Below are 17,011 nucleotides of genomic sequence, written 5' to 3'. Positions count from 1 at the left end.
GCCTATGCCGCATATAATCGGGATTATGGGCAATCTGGGCGTGGGTAAAACGACAATGGCCAGCATGATGGGTTGGCTGTACAAAGGCAAGATTGAGAAGCTTGGAGGATCGGCCAAGCTGTTTGCAAACTATGATCTTAAAGGCGCGGAACGGATCAAGGTTGCGGAAGACTGGTTTAAGGTAGCTGAAGCTCATGGTTCTGTTTGTATATGGGACGAGGCGCATAGGTCATTTAATAGCCGGACAGCGCTCAAAAGTGACAACATTATTGCTACGGACATCCTGACCTTTGCGCGTAAGATGGCCAGCGTACAGATATTTGCTACGCCGAGTGTCAACCGCCTAGACAGTCGGGTACGTGAAATGCTTGAAGTTTTGATTCATATCCGGCCAGCCGGCAATAAGGGAATGCACATAGATTATTACGATTTCCAAGCGGATAGCTACGGTCGGATGGGGAAGCTGATCCATTCCCGTTTTCTTTCGTCCGGCATGGTAAAGAAGATTCATGCCCTTAACCTATTTGATTCTCATTCCTTTGTCGGCGGCTTTCCGCTGCCGCGCACGGAACGAGCTGCCGCAGAATTTATGGACAAATTGGAACAGGTACACAACGAAGCCAGGAGGGGCAAACATGCCAACAATCGTACCAGCAAATAAAGTAAAACATGATCCGCAGGAGCTGCTGTTTCAATTTCCATCCATACCAAAAGTCCGGTATACGAGATTAAGCCAGGAATACTATTTTTGGCGCCAGGTGCAAAATGCTGAAAGCATAGCCGCTATGTTTGGTAGGCTGCTGATCCCGGCGAGCTGCATGCACTGGCAGCGTAAAAATTTATTTGAATCTCGACGTGTACAAGTTGGCCGGAACTGTTATTACGTCTTAGAAAAAAAAGAACTGACGAAAACGGAACAAGCTAAATATATGGCTGTGGTTAAAGAAGTGGAATTAATAGAAGCGGAGGAAGTAGTATGACGAAAGCTGAAAAATTAGGTAAAACGATTGTGTGGACTGTGGAAATTCTAGCGTTTATAGGGCTTATGGTTGCTTTTGTGTTTATGGCTGTGAAAACACAAGAAACTTTTACACCCGCTCAAATGGACGTTTTCCAGCAGATAATGAACACAAAAATGAAAGTGGTTATAACACCGTTTATTTCTCTAGCGTTTGCTATAACTGTGTTGATTGTGTATTTGACATTGAATGTTCAGCGGTGGGGGCATAATTCTGAAATCAAACGCTTGAAACTTAAAATACAAGAGCTTGAAGGTGAACAGCATGAAGAATAAGCTCAAGCGATTTATGGATTCTTCTATTGGTAGGTCTGTATGGTTTTCCGTACGCTTTATTCTTGAAATTGCAATATTTACGGGGTTAATATTCCTGGTCTATCAATATTGTAGTGGTAAGATCATAGAAGGTATGACAGTTGAGCAATATCACGAAACTATGAGTCTATTTCAGCGTTTTGAAAAACCGGATTCTGCTGCATTTAGAAATATTGTGTTGCTGCTTTTTGGGTATGTGCTGGCAGGCACAGTGTACGCGTGTATTCGGAGTACGCAACTTGTGGAGGGCATGGAAATTAAGAAGCTAAAGAAGAAAATAAAAGAACTCGAAGCCTGCCAGGAATGACCCTGGTAGGTTTTTTTGTGCCGGCATTCTTGAAAAGTGTTGCATTTTTCAATTTGCTGCAGTAAAATGATTTCAGAAGCAAAAATCAAGTTCGCTGAAGCGAATTTTTGGAGGTCTGAAAAATATGAAAACTTGGATTGTTAAATTTGAAAGCTTCAATGGTGCTAGTCGTTATTACTATGAAAATGTATCAGGACGTAATGAAAAGGAAGCAAGGAAAAATGCCACGAAGTTAGTTATCCGCCACGATGATCGTGATGTTATTGTTGAAGTGAAAGAGGATCATTCTGTTTCGGGGTGGATACAATGAGACACCCACATTTTCACAGCAAGAATTATGGAGGCGCGCGGCCTGGATCGGGCCGGAAGAAGATTGGCAAGTCCAAGGCGCTTCGAATCACGCTGCCGGATGCAGATTGGGAACATATCGACGGTCTAATTGCGTCCGGACGGGTGGCATCTTATGCGGAGTATTTCCGCGAGCTGCACGAATCTTCTTTAACAAAATTTTTGGAGGTGTAGTTATGAGAGATGGAAAACTGAAAATGAAAATGACGGATGAAAATCGCAGCAAACATGAGTATTTACGCAATCCTTTGATTGATGAGCGTTATGTGGCAGTATATTGCCACGAAGGTGCATATATTTGTACCCTCGAAATAGCCAGACCTGCTGACGGCGACAGTTTCGGGTATTTAATTGATTTTATTCATTTTGAAGGCCTGGAATTTGATAGTGTGCAGGATGCTGTTGAGCATCTTGATATGGATGGTAACGCGGGGTATAGATGGGATTCCGAGCCGGAAGAAATAGACGAGGGAGCGTTAAGCATACTTAACGATTTGGCGGAATCCATGACAGGAAAAAACGAAAGCGAATCATTGCAAATATTGGATTCTTTTTTTGAAGAAAATAACTATGGAAAAAAAATATAGCGCCTGTCAGCTTTGGGTGTGAAGCGAATAGTAAATAAGTCTAGCAAAAAACGCTAGACGGTGGTAATATTTTCTTAGATAAATAAAAAGGCCACGTTTCACGGCGGCTTGAGTCTGGACAACTCTCGCTGCTTAACCGATGTAAGGATCGGAGAAACAGGGCGCCGGGAAAAGACAATCAGGTGTAAGAGCCACTTGATTAATCTTGTTTACGTGGGCTTTGTACCACTATTCTACTGTATCCATGAGATAGATTCAATGGGAAAGTGAATGAATAGGTGCAAATCTTACGAATATAAAAGGCCCCCTGATTGCTCTCACTCCGAGAAGCGTCAGGGGGCCTTTTATATTTAACTGGTGCTAAAACGCCGTATGCAGCCGTCCAGGGCGCGCAGCGGCGAAGCGAACCCTTGACGAGCGGTTCCCAACTGCAAGCCTAGGATGCCCCTCTGAACCTCCGGTTCGGAGGGCTGGCACCCGCCGAGGGAATAGGGATTCTAAAGGGCTAGCCCTTTAGCCGCCGGGGGCGACCTTAGTCTTTGTCCGAAAATGGACTGTTGTGAATTATTCATATGGTGAAAAGTTGTAAATAGGCTGGTGCTGCTGGAGTTTTGGCGCTTTTGACCTGGCTTTTTGAGCGGGTTTAATGGGCGCATTACGACGAAAGCAGCACCAGACCCCAGAAGGTATAACATGGGGTCACGGTGGTCTTTATCTATACCCACTAAAGCCGCTCTGCACAAGGGTTAGCACTTACCACGACAAGAAAAACAGAGAAAAATGCATGAAATCATGAGCATTCTTTCAAAAAAACACGGTTTTATAAGGTTTTTTAAGTTGCGAATTGCAGTTATTTGCGAAAAATTGAGTCTAAGGGGAGTTTTTTATGCCATCAAGCTATACGAAAAAGGCAGGGTCGGCGAGAGGGAAGAAGCAATTTGCTCCAGACCCGAGCCGCTTTGTTTTTAATGTTGATACGTTATGGTACACGTGCGATGCCTGGAATTACGATGAAGTCATGGCATCCGGTCTGATGCAAACGTTGATCGAAGGCAAGGAGAACGCAGAAGAAGGCCAGCCGGACGTAATCCAGGTCAAGTTGGGGAGATATGAGTATCCGGCCACCTTCCAGATCGAAGCCGGAGGACAGCGGCCTATATACGCTTATCAGGTGCGTAACCAGGACATGGCTATATTTTTTGCGAAGAAACGCCGGAATGACGGTACTTTCCCAATTAAAGTTCAGATTAACCAATTTAAGCTGTGGGAGCTGGGCGCGCAAGATGCTTTTCTGGAGTCGCTAGAAGTCCTGACAGGTATGGGTTTTGCCTATGAGGGTAGTAAACCGAATCGTATTGACTTGTGTGTGCATTCGGATCAATTTCAGTGGACATTGGACGATCTGCGAGGTATGGACTATCCGAGGAACGTGGCAGACGATAACAAGCCGGATGCGCTACGTATAGACCCGTTTACAGGGATATTTGAGACAGCGTATTTTGGAGATCGGAGCAGACTGCAACTGCGTATTTATAATAAGTCAGTTGAGATCAAGAAAAAGGGAAAAGACTACTTCAATCAGATCTACTTGGATAAAGGCATGAACCCTGATAAGGTCTGGAACGTCGAATTTGAAGTACATAGGGACTGGCTCAAAGGGCTGGCTAACAGCGAAACGGGCGAAGAAAATGTTTTTGACAGCATGGATTTTCTTTTGCGTCTGGATGGCCTGTCTATGCTGTGGTCACACTTGGTCGGCAGCAAGTTTACACATAATTCTGCATTTTGGAAAGTTCTTCAAAAAGGCGATCCGCACCAGTTTACTGAATGCCGAGATCATTTGTTCCGGTTAAAGGATATAGACACGACCAAAGAAAGGGAAATTGCCCAAATTCGTGGACGGATGCAAAAGCTTATTTTTACCGAGAACTTGCCGGAAGATGCGGACATGATGATTGAAGCAATGAAAGTGTTTCAAACGATGGTTCATGAGTATGAGCAGGACAAAAAAAAAAATTTTGAAGATGATGTTTTGCAAAAACGAAGGCTCTACATGGATACGAAACTGTTAAAAGCTGAAATGGCAGAAAAACGGAAAACGACGAATAAGGTGGAGCTTTTGAATGAATTGCTTACTAAATCGAAGCTGCATAATATCGAAAAGGTAATAGGTGAAGATCAAGCGGTTCTGTTGCAGAAGAAAGAGCCGATAAGTGAACCTATTATGCCGGAAGTTGAACCTTTGCAAATGGCTGAGGAAGAACGACAAATGTTGCTTATGGGTAAGCAGCCGGATGGTATGCAAACGGAAGAAAGTATATGGAATGCTTATGTACAGCTTGATCCAAAAGAGCGCTTAGAACTGGAATACAACGTGTTTCCAGATGGTTTGCCAGGTTGGTTTGCCACGAAGAAATTCAAATTTGATGAAAAGGAATTTACAAAGAATAAGAATCCTAAAAAGCGTATGCCTGTAGAGGGTGAAGTGAGCCGAGGCGTACAAGTCGGGTTTGATTTTACAAAAGAAAAAGCCCTCTGATCGTGGGGATCGGAGAGCCTTCATTTCAAATTATCGTTGCTTATATTATATCACATGGAAGGGGATGCAGGGTATGAGCTATATGGAAAAAGAGTCGAAATATGTGAATGACCAAATGGAATTTTTGAATAAACTTGATATTAGCGATAATGATATGGCTGCCGTAAAAATGTCTATTAAAGAAGCTTATAGGGACGGTTATAGCGAGGGAAATGATATAGGCTTTAAGCGTGGATATGAAGGGTCTAAAAAGTATTTTAGGGTGAAAATGGATAGTTTGCTGGAAAGAATATCTGTGGAATTTGAGAGGGTAAAATCATGATTAATAGAGATCGTATAGAGAAAAAAGCTAAAGTTATGGCCGAATCGAAGATACGTTCCGAGAAGTTTGTCCTGGGAATCCGAGTAGAAAGCGAACGGGATATGAACTTACTGGCGGCTGGTTATATGTGCGGTTTTGTGGATGGGACTTTGGAGAAAGAAAATGGACAGTAACATTAAGGACATTATTTCCTGCATTTTGTTGCTTATTTGCGTAGTTGGTCTTTCTTGGATTTATCTTAAATTTTGCGAAATATCATCGCGTAGAAAATAGAGATTGGAGCTTATCGGATGAAAGAACAAAATACACCTGAACTTGATCTATCGCCAATATTTGACGGTATGTCAAATTTGTATGAAATATTTAGTTTTAGTTTTCATGTTTTGCTTGTAATGGCAGGTGCCTTTATCGCTATAAGAATTGCGTTTGCTCTTGTTAAGATGTTGAAATATGGAGGTTTTGATGAGGGTGGTAGGGGTGAATATCAACCTAAACCCGAGCCGGAAGAACCTGTAATCAGGACAAATGGCGGGTATTTTGTTAAAACGCCAGGCGGTGAAAAAGTTTTTGTGAGTGATGCAGAAATTTATCCAAATGATCCAGATGTCGCGGATCGTTCCAGGGTTCGGGGGAAATGGAGTTCAAACGCAAGGAGTGAATCTGTTTCAGACCGAAGCAATAACGACCTGATAACAGGCCTGATCATTGGTAGTGCGGTAAGCAACGCCTTTGAAAGCAGTTCTAACAACCATAGCAGCCATTCTAGTAGCCACAATAGTTATGATAGTCATAGTAGCCATCACAGCTATACAGACCATTCTAGCGACTCTTACGGCGGCGACAGCGGCGGTGGTGGTGGAGGTATGGATTTTTAATTTTATGAGCAGCCAGGGACCCTGGTTGCTATTCATTATGTACGGGGCATATCATAGGCGTAACGGGTTTTTTGATAGAGTGTAACACTATGAAAGGACGGTGTATAAACATGAAAACAGGCGACGTAGCAAGTTTTTTAGGCGTTAAGGCCGTTACGGTACGCAAATATGCTATGGCTTTGGAAAAGGCGGGATACTTGCTAGAGCGTAGCGATAGTAACAATCGGAGTTATACGGAAAAAGACGCTATGGTTATGCGAGAACTCGCTACGCTATGCAAGGATAGCGGTATAAGCGTTGAAAAATCTGCAATGATTGTCACGGCTAGGCATATGCAATTTTTATCCGATACGGGCGATGGAAATATGCCCGTAATAAACGGGGAAAGTCGTCATGATAAGCGATATGATCAGGCGATTGAGCTGCTCAAGCAGATGGCAGAGCGCAGCCAACAACAGGCCGGAGATATGGCGAGTATGAGAGAACAAATGGAGCTTCAAAGCAATGGTATAGCCGCTTTACAAAAGGAATTAGAAGCAACGAAACAGCTTTTAGCTGCTTCACAAGAACGGAAGTGGTGGCAATTCTTGCGCCGCAGCACAGACAAGCCGGAACAGGGTGGACCTGATCCAGAAACGGAGTGGAATCGAAAGAAGCAAAGGGAACGCGATATTTACACGCCGGGACGGGGATAGAGGGAGAGATATATATCTCTTTAGAAAGCAGCACGGTATGGACATGCTAACGGTATTTCTCTGTTTGGGAGAATGCCGTTTTTTGGTGTATGCTGAAAAGAAAAAAAAGAAAAGGAGAGGGATGCGAAAGGGAGAGGTTTTTTGGCTCGCAGTAGGAAACCGGAAAGTGAATTAACTAGAAGTGTTTGCATTAACCTAAAGCAAAAAGTTATAACTGAGCTAGAAAAGGAAGGTAACGTAAAACATGTGATAGAAAGACTAATCAACGAAAAATACTTGGGTAAAATTACCCAAAAAAATATAGACAAGTCCTAATTTTTTTTTTATAGTAAACAAGAACGGAAAATACGTTCTCGTTTTTAGTGTTCCATCCTAGTAATTAGGATGGATGTCCAAACACAAGAAAATTTGTGCGATTTTTCGGAAACGTGCTGCTTTCTAACTATTGTAGGATACAGCACGGTGACAAATAGCAAAAGATGGTCTATTCTGTAGATAACTAAAAACCTGAATAGCAAAAAAGCCCTGTTAGATGCTGATAACATCTACAGGACTTTCGTCGGGAAATGAAAGTTGGTAGCTTTCATTGTCCCATAGGTCGGAGCGAAATGCCCTCGCTCGTCCCTCAGAACACTTTATGTTATTTTTTCCTGTGTTGCAATAGTAGCAATATGGTAAAAATTTCTTTAGGTGTGTATTTTTTGAGAGATAATGAGGCGCAGCCGCTTATAGGCTGCGCCTCTTTTTTGCGTTCAGTGTGGGGGTGAAAAATGAACCACGATGAAGCTCCAGCACAACCGGAACCGTCCATTCCGGCGCAGGAGGTACATACAGATTCGGTCGTGCAGCCGGATACGGCTATCCAACAGCCAAACCCACAGCAAGCCGAACCTATTATCATGCCGGAAGCACCAGCGGTAACGAAAGATGTATACGTAGTTAACCAGCCTTTGGAACTGCGTAGTCAACAACTGGTGGAGCTTCCAAACGGGGATTTTATCGCCTTTAGTAACGAAATGACTCTAGGGGATGCGCTTGTCAGCGCTGGTCTTTTTTTAGTCCTGGCATTCCTGGTCTTGCAATGGTTGCTTAAACTATCGACGGGGAGAGGATAACGTGTCATTCATCCATTTAGATCCCAAGTCGACAGCCATTGCGTTGTCATTTGCTTTGTCATTACCCGTGGCGGTGTCCATGATGGGACATTTCTTGCTGGAGGTGGCCAAAGGATGGAAACGCTGATCGGGGCCGCTTTGGTCTGGTTCCTGGGGAATAAAGATTTAATCAAATTGCTGGCTGCCTTTTGTTCAGGTCTTGGCGTAGTTGCTACGTCCTTTACGCTCTGGCACAGAACAAGGGAGGGTGATAGATACAATGATGGACATTTCTGATATTTGGGACTGGAATTTCTTTTGGAGCATGTGGAAGAACTTCATGAAAACGGGTTCCAATTTCGTCATGGTCGTGGTTGCGGTCGTCGTGGTGGGTATGCTTATGACGGTCATTGTTAATGCCGTGAGGGGTAAGAAAACATGAATCTACGCCCAATTGCAGACCCAACTGTGAACTATCCGAAGTCCTTTTTTGACCAAGATCGTATGACTGAGATTTTCCAATTCACGAAATATTTTATTAAGTACAATATGCCGATCATCATGACGATTATCGCGGTGATCGTTGCAGGCATGGTATTGTACGTCATCATTGACATTTTTCACAATGCGAATCGTCAATCACGCGATGAAGACGATGAATTTGATTATTACTAAGTGAGTTCAGGGGCAACCCTTCTCTATATAAAAAAACAACAACTTTCCAAGGAGGAATTTTATTATGGCAGCAGCAGCAGTAGTGGATCTATCGGGGGTTACTTTACCTTTAACGCCAGCAGACGGCTTGTCCGCAGCATCCGGCTTTATGGGTCTGTTTGGTGGATGGACAGCAATCGGGATTGGTATTTCGTTTGCGTCAATCATCATCGGCTTTATTTTTTGGCTGGTTAAAAAAGGTAAGTCGGCCGCTGGCACTAAGTAAAAATGCAGTATCACAAATAGCCCAGACGATTTACTGTCTGGGCTATTTTTACAGAGAGGGTAGAAGCGATGAAAAAAATATGGTTAACACTGTTAATTATTATGCTGCTTAATATTCCGGTGCTGGCTTCCGCAGCCGTGCCGAAAGGCAATATTAAAGTGCCTGATGGTGGTTTTGAGGTGACTATACCGAAAGGTACATCTGGTACTTTCGCTGCTAAAACTTCGGGGGGAGGTACCAAATTTGTACCGTCCGAGGGTGGCGGAAAATACTACATAGCCAGTATACGTTTTAGGGTCAAAGGAGCTTTAAGCAACAAGGTATATGCTACGGTGACATTTGGCGATGGATACAAAATGAAAATAACCAGTTCGACGGACGGGGCACCCGTAGACGTTGGCACAACAGCGTTTAGGGCGCATAAAAGCAAGGGTGTATCTATCTCTCTTACATCCGATGGCAGCGCAGAAAAATTCCTTAAACTTGCCGAATACGGGTTCTTGCCGGATGCGGAGCAAGGAGGGACAACAAGCCCCCCGACACGGGCGGTGGAGGACAAACAACGCCTACACCGCCGACAGGTGGCGGTGGTGACACCGGAGGCGGTTCCAGTGGCGGCGACACAGGTACAACAAACCCTGGCGGCAACGACTCAGGCGGTAGTGATGATGGGGGAGCCACTGATCCGGGAGATGATTCCGGGGGAGACGATTCCGGTGGGCCCGATGGCGGCAGCTCATCACAATGTGATCCATGCGAGAACATAAAAAAGGCTCTGGAATGTCCAGATTGGGATGTCCTCATGGGGCAGCTCACCGGAGCTATCGAGAGAGCAATTCCGCCGCCGCCGGATTGGAACGATGTAGCTAACAAGATCGGTGCAGCTACCGTTAATCATTTGTCGAATTATGTCGGGAGTGTACCGGATGCGCCGAGCCAGGAAGAGATAGACCAGGCGACCATAGTCCCTTTGCCGCTGCCTAACATCTCCACGCCGGAGCAAGATACTTTGGTTCCAAAAGTCCCTGGGGAATTTGAAAATGGGCCGATTAAGTTTGACATTGCTAGCACTCCAGCCGTTGAGACAAAGGACGATTCGAAGCCCTTTGTGCTGTCTGATCCTAAGGATGGCATAGACAGCGTGGATATAGATAAGCCAAAGAAAATGGAACTGGAAGAACCACCAGTACCGAAGAAAATTATTTTTGATATACCGAAGGCCGCAACGCCGCCGACGACGATAGAAACCCCTACGCCTGGGAAAATAATTTTTGATATACCCAAGCCCAAGAATCAAACGATTGATACGCCTGCGCCTAGTGGGGCAGAGGTCGAAATTCCAATACCAAGAGAAGGAGGGGGGTAACGTGTGGTTTAAAAGTATATTTGCTTTCATAGCTGTTTTTTTATTTTTGATGCCGCATGAAGTAAACGCCTACCCAGGGGGACTTCTTAATGGTATGGAGGCGGTTGTTGTCCCTGGGGGAACAACTAAAAATCTTACAGACGGTAATGACTCAACCAAGCAATCTATCTATAAAAATTCGGTCACTTTCACGCTACCAAAAACCGCTGATTTAACCCGGATTAGAGCTAATGTAACGTATCGCATGAACGGTACGTTTCGCGTTGGGTTTTACTCGGATTCTGGCGTTTTGATTGCCCAAAAGTCTGGTTTCGGAATTGGGACACTGGATTATCCGGTTGATTTTAAATCCGTAAGAAAAATAGTCCTTGATGCAGCTTTGGGAGGCGATGGATGGAACACTGATTTGGCTGAGTTTGATGTTTTTGGATCTTACCAATTGCCCCGTCCGGATAACCTCCAGGTCGTTCCAGATATCAAGTCACTCAAGATAACATTTAACGAGGTTCCCAAGGCTACAGGCTATCTGCTCTATGTAGATGGTCAAAAGTTTAGGGAGCTGACAACGAACGAATATATCATGACGGATCTGATCCCCGACAAGGTGTACTCCATTAAGCTTACGTCTGTTTTTCCAGATGGAGAATCCGGTTTTAGCAAGGAGGTCCAAGCAGCTCCTTATGCAGAGGTCATTAATCCGGTTTTAAAAGTGACCAGTACCGCCTGGAATAGCGTGGGGTTGGCATGGACAAAGCCTAATGGATCAAGTCGTGAAGTAGTCTATCAAGATGGCACGGTGGCAGAAGGGAATTTTGGTAACGGATCGTTTGTATTCAAGGCAAAGCCGGATAAGAAATATAAATTTGTGGTGACCATGTATGACAAGTATGGTCGGTTTTTGTCCACGAATGCGGTCAATGTTACAACGCCTTTGCCGGTGACGGATACAGCTCAGGAAGAGGGGCCCGACTTTCTGTTGGTTAATTGGCAGAAAACAGAGGGGGCCACAGGTTACCGTATCTATCTCAATGGCCGTTTGATTGGTAGCGTGGGGCCGTCAATTTTTGAATACAAGATTACCAGGGCAATGGGGTATATCCCTGGAGCCATCGCGAATAAGGCGGAAGCCAGGGCGATATTAGCGGACGGCACAGAGGGGAATAGCAATAACCCTACAGCTCCAGTCCTCGACCTGGGGGGCGGATTTGGTGTACTGGATGCCGTTAAAGCTGGCTTGGAATTTGTGAAGCTGTTTAACGGTTGGGTGCTGGTCTCTTTGGCTATTGTCCTGGCAAATATGGTTATTGCTTTTATGTATTTAATTAACAAAAAAACGAAGAAACAAGGGGGCTAGTCACATGTCAAGCTTGGAGATATTTCAGTTCGCCGTTAAGCAGCTCGCGTACATATCTGCGCCGCTGATCGTGTTTACGGCCATTATGTATTCGGATCGCATTATCCATGAGATTTTCGCGATTGTCTATAAAACTCGCAAAGCATTGCCGCGATGATCCGTCAGATACTGCAATCATCCTGGCAATTTTTTGAGAGATTGTTTCATAGGCTCATGGAGTTCATTTCGTACCTCCTGGGCATTATGTTCCAGGCTCTTTTCGATTTTTTGAAGTTTCTGCTGCGGCCATTATTTGTGGTTATAGCCTTGATCCTTTATCTGGTCTATAAGATCGCAATGATTGCCTGGCTACTGATACAGGTTTTTTATATGATCGGGAAAATCATAGTCGCCATCGTGAAAGGTATTTTTGTCACCTTGGCCGGATTTACTTACGTTTCAAGATCGCCAGATGATGGCGTTTGGTCTCCTATTATCCGTAATGTAGCCCAGGGCCTTAATTACTTCCAGATCGACACACTATCCTATGTGCTACTGTTTTTGATTTGGTTTACGGTGGCCTGGGGAGTCATACGGATCATCGGCAGTATTCAGATGGGAGACTGATTGTATTGAATAATTTTAGTGGCATACAGTTGCCGAACGATGTACGAAGTTCCTTGCTGTCCGGCCTGGAGTTTATTGCTTATTTTGGGCCTTGGGTTGTTATTATTTTGGGATTTATATTTCTGCCATTTATCCATGAAAGAAGAGGGAAAAGCTTCCTACAATCGAGATTCATCTCGATAGGGACGCAAGAACTGGCCGGACGATCCGAACGGAAATATTCCATCATGCAGACGGTACTAAGACCGAAACGAGGGAGTACGACGACGATATAAAAATTAATCTGCCACCTCTCAGAGCGGTACAAGGTGGAAAATCCGGACGATAAAAAGGTGGCCAACTCATTCCGGATAGCAAAAAACGAACGATTATTGCTTCCGGATGTCGGAGATCCGGCCTAATATCCGAACAATGCAATTGGAATGAGGTGGTCGCTTGTATGAATATTTCTTGCCGCAGGGCTTGCGTAATGCGATAGATTCTATCTTTTCACCGCCGCTGGAGTTTTTGGGGATGGCGCGAGACTATCTTAACAACGTTAGCCAGGTCGCAGGACACGGCATTAACTTAAACAAATATTTCGTATTCTTCGGATACCTTCCGGCATCAATGCAGGCGGTCGTAGATTCGCTGCTGGCCGGAATCGTTATCCTGGGAATACTCCAGATCGTCAAAGTTATTTTAAGGCTGTATTACGCCGTCAAGGGCGGCGCTCAGTGGTGGTAAGAGGAGGGGAAGACATGGAAGGTAGTGTATTTAGTTATTTTTTTGCGATTGGATCAGGCTTGGCCTTGGGGATTGCCTGGGTCACAATGTTGTCGTTTTGGCTGATTAACAAAATTAAGAATAAGGGAGCTAACAAAAATGCGACTGTTCGGAAGTAAGAGCGAGGAAGTGGAGTATTTACCACAGGATGTGCTGGTTGTCCTGCAAAACGATGGTACAGCGGCTATAGCGCCGATTACAGACATTAACGATGAAAGGGTATATGCAGAGTCTATGGATGGCAATTACGCCGTACCAAAGGCCGACGTGAAGGCATACACGGGGCCACGTGGCCGGATATTTATGTATCCGACCATAACCGAGAATGTGGAGGATTGCCAGCGGATTGCGGCCTTGGAGCGCAGTACGGTTATGCGTCAGATAACGCACTTTGCGCCAGAAGTGGCCGAGGAAGGTCGTAGGCTGCCGCTTGGTAAGATCATCCTGATCGGTGGAGGGATTTTGTTCTTTCTTATCCTGGTCATCTCAATGGTGAGCAGATGAGTACACATGACAACGCAGATAAGATACAGTCCGTCATAAACGATGATTTGTTCCCTAATGTGCAGCATGTCAGCGATGTAAAACAAGTTCTGGCATTCATGAGTGACTACGCTGCACCTTTCAGCGAAGACCAGGTGCGGGCGCTGCTGCTCCTGGAAAGCATGGGTAATAACACCAGGCTGCACCCGGAGGGCAACCCGTACAATACGATTATTAAGCAGATTAAACAAGAATTTAAAAAATCCGTTGCACGGCCAGAAACATTCCTGCGTACCATCGAGGAGCTTATACCAAAGCCGCCTAAGCCGATTATTATGGCCGATGGACGCATGGTTAAGGGTGGAAGGGGGTAACAGCCTATGCCGCATATAATCGGGATTATGGGCAATCTGGGCGTGGGTAAAACGACAATGGCCAGCATGATGGGTTGGCTGTACAAAGGCAAGATTGAGAAGCTTGGAGGATCGGCCAAGCTGTTTGCAAACTATGATCTTAAAGGCGCGGAACGGATCAAGGTTGCGGAAGACTGGTTTAAGGTAGCTGAAGCTCATGGTTCTGTTTGTATATGGGACGAGGCGCATAGGTCATTTAATAGCCGGACAGCGCTCAAAAGTGACAACATTATTGCTACGGACATCCTGACCTTTGCGCGTAAGATGGCCAGCGTACAGATATTTGCTACGCCGAGTGTCAACCGCCTAGACAGTCGGGTACGTGAAATGCTTGAAGTTTTGATTCATATCCGGCCAGCCGGCAATAAGGGAATGCACATAGATTATTACGATTTCCAAGCGGATAGCTACGGTCGGATGGGGAAGCTGATCCATTCCCGTTTTCTTTCGTCCGGCATGGTAAAGAAGATTCATGCCCTTAACCTATTTGATTCTCATTCCTTTGTCGGCGGCTTTCCGCTGCCGCGCACGGAACGAGCTGCCGCAGAATTTATGGACAAATTGGAACAGGTACACAACGAAGCCAGGAGGGGCAAACATGCCAACAATCGTACCAGCAAATAAAGTAAAACATGATCCGCAGGAGCTGCTGTTTCAATTTCCATCCATACCAAAAGTCCGGTATACGAGATTAAGCCAGGAATACTATTTTTGGCGCCAGGTGCAAAATGCTGAAAGCATAGCCGCTATGTTTGGTAGGCTGCTGATCCCGGCGAGCTGCATGCACTGGCAGCGTAAAAATTTATTTGAATCTCGACGTGTACAAGTTGGCCGGAACTGTTATTACGTCTTAGAAAAAAAAGAACTGACGAAAACGGAACAAGCTAAATATATGGCTGTGGTTAAAGAAGTGGAATTAATAGAAGCGGAGGAAGTAGTATGACGAAAGCTGAAAAATTAGGTAAAACGATTGTGTGGACTGTGGAAATTCTAGCGTTTATAGGGCTTATGGTTGCTTTTGTGTTTATGGCTGTGAAAACACAAGAAACTTTTACACCCGCTCAAATGGACGTTTTCCAGCAGATAATGAACACAAAAATGAAAGTGGTTATAACACCGTTTATTTCTCTAGCGTTTGCTATAACTGTGTTGATTGTGTATTTGACATTGAATGTTCAGCGGTGGGGGCATAATTCTGAAATCAAACGCTTGAAACTTAAAATACAAGAGCTTGAAGGTGAACAGCATGAAGAATAAGCTCAAGCGATTTATGGATTCTTCTATTGGTAGGTCTGTATGGTTTTCCGTACGCTTTATTCTTGAAATTGCAATATTTACGGGGTTAATATTCCTGGTCTATCAATATTGTAGTGGTAAGATCATAGAAGGTATGACAGTTGAGCAATATCACGAAACTATGAGTCTATTTCAGCGTTTTGAAAAACCGGATTCTGCTGCATTTAGAAATATTGTGTTGCTGCTTTTTGGGTATGTGCTGGCAGGCACAGTGTACGCGTGTATTCGGAGTACGCAACTTGTGGAGGGCATGGAAATTAAGAAGCTAAAGAAGAAAATAAAAGAACTCGAAGCCTGCCAGGAATGACCCTGGTAGGTTTTTTTGTGCCGGCATTCTTGAAAAGTGTTGCATTTTTCAATTTGCTGCAGTAAAATGATTTCAGAAGCAAAAATCAAGTTCGCTGAAGCGAATTTTTGGAGGTCTGAAAAATATGAAAACTTGGATTGTTAAATTTGAAAGCTTCAATGGTGCTAGTCGTTATTACTATGAAAATGTATCAGGACGTAATGAAAAGGAAGCAAGGAAAAATGCCACGAAGTTAGTTATCCGCCACGATGATCGTGATGTTATTGTTGAAGTGAAAGAGGATCATTCTGTTTCGGGGTGGATACAATGAGACACCCACATTTTCACAGCAAGAATTATGGAGGCGCGCGGCCTGGATCGGGCCGGAAGAAGATTGGCAAGTCCAAGGCGCTTCGAATCACGCTGCCGGATGCAGATTGGGAACATATCGACGGTCTAATTGCGTCCGGACGGGTGGCATCTTATGCGGAGTATTTCCGCGAGCTGCACGAATCTTCTTTAACAAAATTTTTGGAGGTGTAGTTATGAGAGATGGAAAACTGAAAATGAAAATGACGGATGAAAATCGCAGCAAACATGAGTATTTACGCAATCCTTTGATTGATGAGCGTTATGTGGCAGTATATTGCCACGAAGGTGCATATATTTGTACCCTCGAAATAGCCAGACCTGCTGACGGCGACAGTTTCGGGTATTTAATTGATTTTATTCATTTTGAAGGCCTGGAATTTGATAGTGTGCAGGATGCTGTTGAGCATCTTGATATGGATGGTAACGCGGGGTATAGATGGGATTCCGAGCCGGAAGAAATAGACGAGGGAGCGTTAAGCATACTTAACGATTTGGCGGAATCCATGACAGGAAAAAACGAAAGCGAATCATTGCAAATATTGGATTCTTTTTTTGAAGAAAATAACTATGGAAAAAAAATATAGCGCCTGTCAGCTTTGGGTGTGAAGCGAATAGTAAATAAGTCTAGCAAAAAACGCTAGACGGTGGTAATATTTTCTTAGATAAATAAAAAGGCCACGTTTCACGGCGGCTTGAGTCTGGACAACTCTCGCTGCTTAACCGATGTAAGGATCGGAGAAACAGGGCGCCGGGAAAAGACAATCAGGTGTAAGAGCCACTTGATTAATCTTGTTTACGTGGGCTTTGTACCACTATTCTACTGTATCCATGAGATAGATTCAATGGGAAAGTGAATGAATAGGTGCAAATCTTACGAATATAAAAGGCCCCCTGATTGCTCTCACTCCGAGAAGCGTCAGGGGGCCTTTTATATTTAACTGGTGCTAAAACGCCGTATGCAGCCGTCCAGGGCGCGCAGCGGCGAAGCGAACCCTTGACGAGCGGTTCCCAACTGCAAGCCTAGGATGCC

34 protein-coding genes are annotated in these 17,011 nt (G+C 44.6%); all 34 read left to right on the top strand.

What is annotated here, in order from left to right:
- The first annotated feature begins 4 nt into the window (after window positions 1–4).
- The 34 genes from ACQW03_RS26145 (at window position 5) to ACQW03_RS25980 (ending at window position 16,565) form a co-directional block, all read left to right on the top strand.
- Window positions 5–661 (top strand): zonular occludens toxin domain-containing protein, encoded by a 657-nt coding sequence (locus ACQW03_RS26145; RefSeq protein WP_441952812.1) that lies wholly within the window; start codon window positions 5–7, stop codon window positions 659–661.
- Entirely contained in the window at window positions 636–980 is a 345-nt protein-coding gene (locus tag ACQW03_RS26140) for a hypothetical protein (protein WP_151256161.1), read from the top strand. The genes ACQW03_RS26145 and ACQW03_RS26140 overlap by 26 nt, the downstream gene beginning before the upstream one ends.
- Window positions 977–1,294, top strand: coding sequence for a hypothetical protein (locus ACQW03_RS26135; protein ID WP_441952810.1), 318 nt, complete (start codon window positions 977–979; stop codon window positions 1,292–1,294). Before ACQW03_RS26140 ends, ACQW03_RS26135 begins: the two co-directional genes overlap by 4 nt.
- A complete protein-coding gene (locus tag ACQW03_RS26130; protein WP_441952808.1) occupies window positions 1,284–1,640 on the top strand; it encodes a hypothetical protein in 357 nt (118 codons plus the stop codon). The genes ACQW03_RS26135 and ACQW03_RS26130 overlap by 11 nt, the downstream gene beginning before the upstream one ends.
- Before the next feature lie 124 nt (window positions 1,641–1,764).
- Window positions 1,765–1,950, top strand: a complete 186-nt coding sequence (locus tag ACQW03_RS26125; protein ID WP_441952806.1) for a hypothetical protein — start codon at window positions 1,765–1,767, stop codon at window positions 1,948–1,950.
- Window positions 1,947–2,162, top strand: a complete 216-nt coding sequence (locus tag ACQW03_RS26120) for a transcriptional regulator (protein WP_441952804.1) — start codon at window positions 1,947–1,949, stop codon at window positions 2,160–2,162. The genes ACQW03_RS26125 and ACQW03_RS26120 overlap by 4 nt, the downstream gene beginning before the upstream one ends.
- A 2-nt stretch (window positions 2,163–2,164) precedes the next feature.
- Window positions 2,165–2,575 carry a hypothetical protein gene (locus tag ACQW03_RS26115; protein ID WP_441952802.1) on the top strand — a complete coding sequence of 137 codons (411 nt, stop codon included), beginning with the start codon at window positions 2,165–2,167 and terminating at the stop codon, window positions 2,573–2,575.
- Between the two features lie 886 nt (window positions 2,576–3,461).
- The gene (locus ACQW03_RS26110; protein WP_441952850.1) at window positions 3,462–5,114 is read left to right on the top strand and encodes a replication initiation protein; all 1,653 of its coding nucleotides are present in this window, start codon (window positions 3,462–3,464) and stop codon (window positions 5,112–5,114) included.
- Between the two features lie 73 nt (window positions 5,115–5,187).
- Entirely contained in the window at window positions 5,188–5,436 is a 249-nt protein-coding gene (locus tag ACQW03_RS26105) for a hypothetical protein (protein WP_441952848.1), read from the top strand.
- Window positions 5,433–5,609 (top strand): hypothetical protein, encoded by a 177-nt coding sequence (locus ACQW03_RS26100; RefSeq protein ID WP_441952846.1) that lies wholly within the window; start codon window positions 5,433–5,435, stop codon window positions 5,607–5,609. The genes ACQW03_RS26105 and ACQW03_RS26100 overlap by 4 nt, the downstream gene beginning before the upstream one ends.
- Before the next feature lie 117 nt (window positions 5,610–5,726).
- Complete coding sequence (locus ACQW03_RS26095; RefSeq protein WP_441952844.1) at window positions 5,727–6,311, top strand: hypothetical protein; 585 nt, start codon at window positions 5,727–5,729, stop codon at window positions 6,309–6,311.
- Between the two features lie 110 nt (window positions 6,312–6,421).
- Window positions 6,422–7,006, top strand: a complete 585-nt coding sequence (locus ACQW03_RS26090; protein ID WP_441952842.1) for a hypothetical protein — start codon at window positions 6,422–6,424, stop codon at window positions 7,004–7,006.
- Between the two features lie 770 nt (window positions 7,007–7,776).
- Complete coding sequence (locus ACQW03_RS26085) at window positions 7,777–8,121, top strand: hypothetical protein (RefSeq protein WP_441952840.1); 345 nt, start codon at window positions 7,777–7,779, stop codon at window positions 8,119–8,121.
- A gap of 1 nt (window position 8,122) precedes the next feature.
- Window positions 8,123–8,248 carry a hypothetical protein gene (locus ACQW03_RS26080; RefSeq protein WP_323873226.1) on the top strand — a complete coding sequence of 42 codons (126 nt, stop codon included), beginning with the start codon at window positions 8,123–8,125 and terminating at the stop codon, window positions 8,246–8,248.
- A 132-nt stretch (window positions 8,249–8,380) separates the two neighbouring features.
- Window positions 8,381–8,542, top strand: coding sequence for a PTS ascorbate transporter subunit IIC (locus ACQW03_RS26075; RefSeq protein WP_441952838.1), 162 nt, complete (start codon window positions 8,381–8,383; stop codon window positions 8,540–8,542).
- Window positions 8,539–8,775, top strand: coding sequence for a hypothetical protein (locus ACQW03_RS26070; RefSeq protein ID WP_441952836.1), 237 nt, complete (start codon window positions 8,539–8,541; stop codon window positions 8,773–8,775). The genes ACQW03_RS26075 and ACQW03_RS26070 overlap by 4 nt, the downstream gene beginning before the upstream one ends.
- A 64-nt stretch (window positions 8,776–8,839) precedes the next feature.
- On the top strand, window positions 8,840–9,040 hold the full coding sequence (locus ACQW03_RS26065; protein ID WP_441952834.1) for a hypothetical protein: 201 nt from the start codon (window positions 8,840–8,842) through the stop codon (window positions 9,038–9,040).
- A gap of 68 nt (window positions 9,041–9,108) precedes the next feature.
- Entirely contained in the window at window positions 9,109–9,807 is a 699-nt protein-coding gene (locus ACQW03_RS26060) for a hypothetical protein (RefSeq protein WP_441952832.1), read from the top strand.
- 35 nt (window positions 9,808–9,842) lie between these two features.
- Complete coding sequence (locus ACQW03_RS26055) at window positions 9,843–10,406, top strand: hypothetical protein (protein WP_441952830.1); 564 nt, start codon at window positions 9,843–9,845, stop codon at window positions 10,404–10,406.
- A 1-nt stretch (window position 10,407) separates the two neighbouring features.
- Complete coding sequence (locus ACQW03_RS26050; protein WP_441952828.1) at window positions 10,408–11,760, top strand: hypothetical protein; 1,353 nt, start codon at window positions 10,408–10,410, stop codon at window positions 11,758–11,760.
- A 4-nt stretch (window positions 11,761–11,764) separates the two neighbouring features.
- Entirely contained in the window at window positions 11,765–11,917 is a 153-nt protein-coding gene (locus ACQW03_RS26045) for a hypothetical protein (protein WP_441952826.1), read from the top strand.
- A 56-nt stretch (window positions 11,918–11,973) separates the two neighbouring features.
- Window positions 11,974–12,366, top strand: coding sequence for a hypothetical protein (locus ACQW03_RS26040; RefSeq protein WP_441952824.1), 393 nt, complete (start codon window positions 11,974–11,976; stop codon window positions 12,364–12,366).
- Between the two features lie 5 nt (window positions 12,367–12,371).
- Window positions 12,372–12,641: a hypothetical protein gene (locus ACQW03_RS26035; RefSeq protein ID WP_441952822.1), complete on the top strand. Its 270-nt coding sequence runs from the start codon at window positions 12,372–12,374 to the stop codon at window positions 12,639–12,641.
- Between the two features lie 160 nt (window positions 12,642–12,801).
- Entirely contained in the window at window positions 12,802–13,092 is a 291-nt protein-coding gene (locus ACQW03_RS26030) for a hypothetical protein (RefSeq protein WP_441952820.1), read from the top strand.
- Between the two features lie 14 nt (window positions 13,093–13,106).
- Window positions 13,107–13,250, top strand: coding sequence for a hypothetical protein (locus ACQW03_RS26025; protein WP_441952818.1), 144 nt, complete (start codon window positions 13,107–13,109; stop codon window positions 13,248–13,250).
- Entirely contained in the window at window positions 13,231–13,635 is a 405-nt protein-coding gene (locus ACQW03_RS26020; protein ID WP_441952816.1) for a hypothetical protein, read from the top strand. The genes ACQW03_RS26025 and ACQW03_RS26020 overlap by 20 nt, the downstream gene beginning before the upstream one ends.
- Window positions 13,632–13,988 carry a hypothetical protein gene (locus tag ACQW03_RS26015; RefSeq protein ID WP_441952814.1) on the top strand — a complete coding sequence of 119 codons (357 nt, stop codon included), beginning with the start codon at window positions 13,632–13,634 and terminating at the stop codon, window positions 13,986–13,988. The genes ACQW03_RS26020 and ACQW03_RS26015 overlap by 4 nt, the downstream gene beginning before the upstream one ends.
- 6 nt (window positions 13,989–13,994) lie before the next feature.
- Window positions 13,995–14,651 (top strand): zonular occludens toxin domain-containing protein, encoded by a 657-nt coding sequence (locus tag ACQW03_RS26010; RefSeq protein WP_441952812.1) that lies wholly within the window; start codon window positions 13,995–13,997, stop codon window positions 14,649–14,651.
- Window positions 14,626–14,970, top strand: a complete 345-nt coding sequence (locus ACQW03_RS26005; protein ID WP_151256161.1) for a hypothetical protein — start codon at window positions 14,626–14,628, stop codon at window positions 14,968–14,970. Before ACQW03_RS26010 ends, ACQW03_RS26005 begins: the two co-directional genes overlap by 26 nt.
- Complete coding sequence (locus tag ACQW03_RS26000) at window positions 14,967–15,284, top strand: hypothetical protein (RefSeq protein WP_441952810.1); 318 nt, start codon at window positions 14,967–14,969, stop codon at window positions 15,282–15,284. Before ACQW03_RS26005 ends, ACQW03_RS26000 begins: the two co-directional genes overlap by 4 nt.
- A complete protein-coding gene (locus tag ACQW03_RS25995) occupies window positions 15,274–15,630 on the top strand; it encodes a hypothetical protein (RefSeq protein ID WP_441952808.1) in 357 nt (118 codons plus the stop codon). Before ACQW03_RS26000 ends, ACQW03_RS25995 begins: the two co-directional genes overlap by 11 nt.
- A gap of 124 nt (window positions 15,631–15,754) precedes the next feature.
- Window positions 15,755–15,940: a hypothetical protein gene (locus tag ACQW03_RS25990; RefSeq protein ID WP_441952806.1), complete on the top strand. Its 186-nt coding sequence runs from the start codon at window positions 15,755–15,757 to the stop codon at window positions 15,938–15,940.
- A complete protein-coding gene (locus tag ACQW03_RS25985) occupies window positions 15,937–16,152 on the top strand; it encodes a transcriptional regulator (protein WP_441952804.1) in 216 nt (71 codons plus the stop codon). Before ACQW03_RS25990 ends, ACQW03_RS25985 begins: the two co-directional genes overlap by 4 nt.
- Window positions 16,153–16,154: 2 nt before the next feature.
- A complete protein-coding gene (locus tag ACQW03_RS25980; protein WP_441952802.1) occupies window positions 16,155–16,565 on the top strand; it encodes a hypothetical protein in 411 nt (136 codons plus the stop codon).
- Window positions 16,566–17,011: the final 446 nt, after the last annotated feature.

The sequence above is a fragment of the Paenibacillus sp. DRB1-1 genome, assembly GCF_052119485.1.
GTDB classification, from domain to species: Bacteria; Bacillota; Bacilli; order Paenibacillales; family Paenibacillaceae; genus Paenibacillus; species Paenibacillus polymyxa_B.
Note: the sequence above shows the minus strand (reverse complement) of the source record. Positions and strands in the feature narration are given on the sequence as shown.

Bases quoted from the DNA above. Each gene is read 5' to 3' on its own strand.
- ACQW03_RS26145 (WP_441952812.1), top strand. From the start codon at position 5: ATGCCGCATATAATCGGGATTATGGGCAATCTGGGCGTGGGTAAAACG.
- ACQW03_RS26110 (WP_441952850.1), top strand. From the start codon at position 3,462: ATGCCATCAAGCTATACGAAAAAGGCAGGGTCGGCGAGAGGGAAGAAG.
- ACQW03_RS26075 (WP_441952838.1), top strand. From the start codon at position 8,381: ATGATGGACATTTCTGATATTTGGGACTGGAATTTCTTTTGGAGCATG.
- ACQW03_RS26005 (WP_151256161.1), top strand. From the start codon at position 14,626: ATGCCAACAATCGTACCAGCAAATAAAGTAAAACATGATCCGCAGGAG.
- ACQW03_RS25985 (WP_441952804.1), top strand. From the start codon at position 15,937: ATGAGACACCCACATTTTCACAGCAAGAATTATGGAGGCGCGCGGCCT.
- ACQW03_RS26010 (WP_441952812.1), top strand. From the start codon at position 13,995: ATGCCGCATATAATCGGGATTATGGGCAATCTGGGCGTGGGTAAAACG.
- ACQW03_RS26065 (WP_441952834.1), top strand. From the start codon at position 8,840: ATGGCAGCAGCAGCAGTAGTGGATCTATCGGGGGTTACTTTACCTTTA.
- ACQW03_RS26105 (WP_441952848.1), top strand. From the start codon at position 5,188: ATGAGCTATATGGAAAAAGAGTCGAAATATGTGAATGACCAAATGGAA.
- ACQW03_RS25990 (WP_441952806.1), top strand. From the start codon at position 15,755: ATGAAAACTTGGATTGTTAAATTTGAAAGCTTCAATGGTGCTAGTCGT.
- ACQW03_RS26070 (WP_441952836.1), top strand. From the start codon at position 8,539: ATGAATCTACGCCCAATTGCAGACCCAACTGTGAACTATCCGAAGTCC.
- ACQW03_RS26120 (WP_441952804.1), top strand. From the start codon at position 1,947: ATGAGACACCCACATTTTCACAGCAAGAATTATGGAGGCGCGCGGCCT.
- ACQW03_RS26090 (WP_441952842.1), top strand. From the start codon at position 6,422: ATGAAAACAGGCGACGTAGCAAGTTTTTTAGGCGTTAAGGCCGTTACG.
- ACQW03_RS26100 (WP_441952846.1), top strand. From the start codon at position 5,433: ATGATTAATAGAGATCGTATAGAGAAAAAAGCTAAAGTTATGGCCGAA.
- ACQW03_RS26130 (WP_441952808.1), top strand. From the start codon at position 1,284: ATGAAGAATAAGCTCAAGCGATTTATGGATTCTTCTATTGGTAGGTCT.
- ACQW03_RS25995 (WP_441952808.1), top strand. From the start codon at position 15,274: ATGAAGAATAAGCTCAAGCGATTTATGGATTCTTCTATTGGTAGGTCT.
- ACQW03_RS26125 (WP_441952806.1), top strand. From the start codon at position 1,765: ATGAAAACTTGGATTGTTAAATTTGAAAGCTTCAATGGTGCTAGTCGT.
- ACQW03_RS26015 (WP_441952814.1), top strand. From the start codon at position 13,632: ATGAGTACACATGACAACGCAGATAAGATACAGTCCGTCATAAACGAT.
- ACQW03_RS25980 (WP_441952802.1), top strand. From the start codon at position 16,155: ATGAGAGATGGAAAACTGAAAATGAAAATGACGGATGAAAATCGCAGC.
- ACQW03_RS26095 (WP_441952844.1), top strand. From the start codon at position 5,727: ATGAAAGAACAAAATACACCTGAACTTGATCTATCGCCAATATTTGAC.
- ACQW03_RS26140 (WP_151256161.1), top strand. From the start codon at position 636: ATGCCAACAATCGTACCAGCAAATAAAGTAAAACATGATCCGCAGGAG.
- ACQW03_RS26045 (WP_441952826.1), top strand. From the start codon at position 11,765: ATGTCAAGCTTGGAGATATTTCAGTTCGCCGTTAAGCAGCTCGCGTAC.
- ACQW03_RS26040 (WP_441952824.1), top strand. From the start codon at position 11,974: ATGGAGTTCATTTCGTACCTCCTGGGCATTATGTTCCAGGCTCTTTTC.
- ACQW03_RS26055 (WP_441952830.1), top strand. From the start codon at position 9,843: ATGGGGCAGCTCACCGGAGCTATCGAGAGAGCAATTCCGCCGCCGCCG.
- ACQW03_RS26115 (WP_441952802.1), top strand. From the start codon at position 2,165: ATGAGAGATGGAAAACTGAAAATGAAAATGACGGATGAAAATCGCAGC.
- ACQW03_RS26085 (WP_441952840.1), top strand. From the start codon at position 7,777: ATGAACCACGATGAAGCTCCAGCACAACCGGAACCGTCCATTCCGGCG.
- ACQW03_RS26135 (WP_441952810.1), top strand. From the start codon at position 977: ATGACGAAAGCTGAAAAATTAGGTAAAACGATTGTGTGGACTGTGGAA.
- ACQW03_RS26020 (WP_441952816.1), top strand. From the start codon at position 13,231: ATGCGACTGTTCGGAAGTAAGAGCGAGGAAGTGGAGTATTTACCACAG.
- ACQW03_RS26000 (WP_441952810.1), top strand. From the start codon at position 14,967: ATGACGAAAGCTGAAAAATTAGGTAAAACGATTGTGTGGACTGTGGAA.
- ACQW03_RS26025 (WP_441952818.1), top strand. From the start codon at position 13,107: ATGGAAGGTAGTGTATTTAGTTATTTTTTTGCGATTGGATCAGGCTTG.
- ACQW03_RS26060 (WP_441952832.1), top strand. From the start codon at position 9,109: ATGAAAAAAATATGGTTAACACTGTTAATTATTATGCTGCTTAATATT.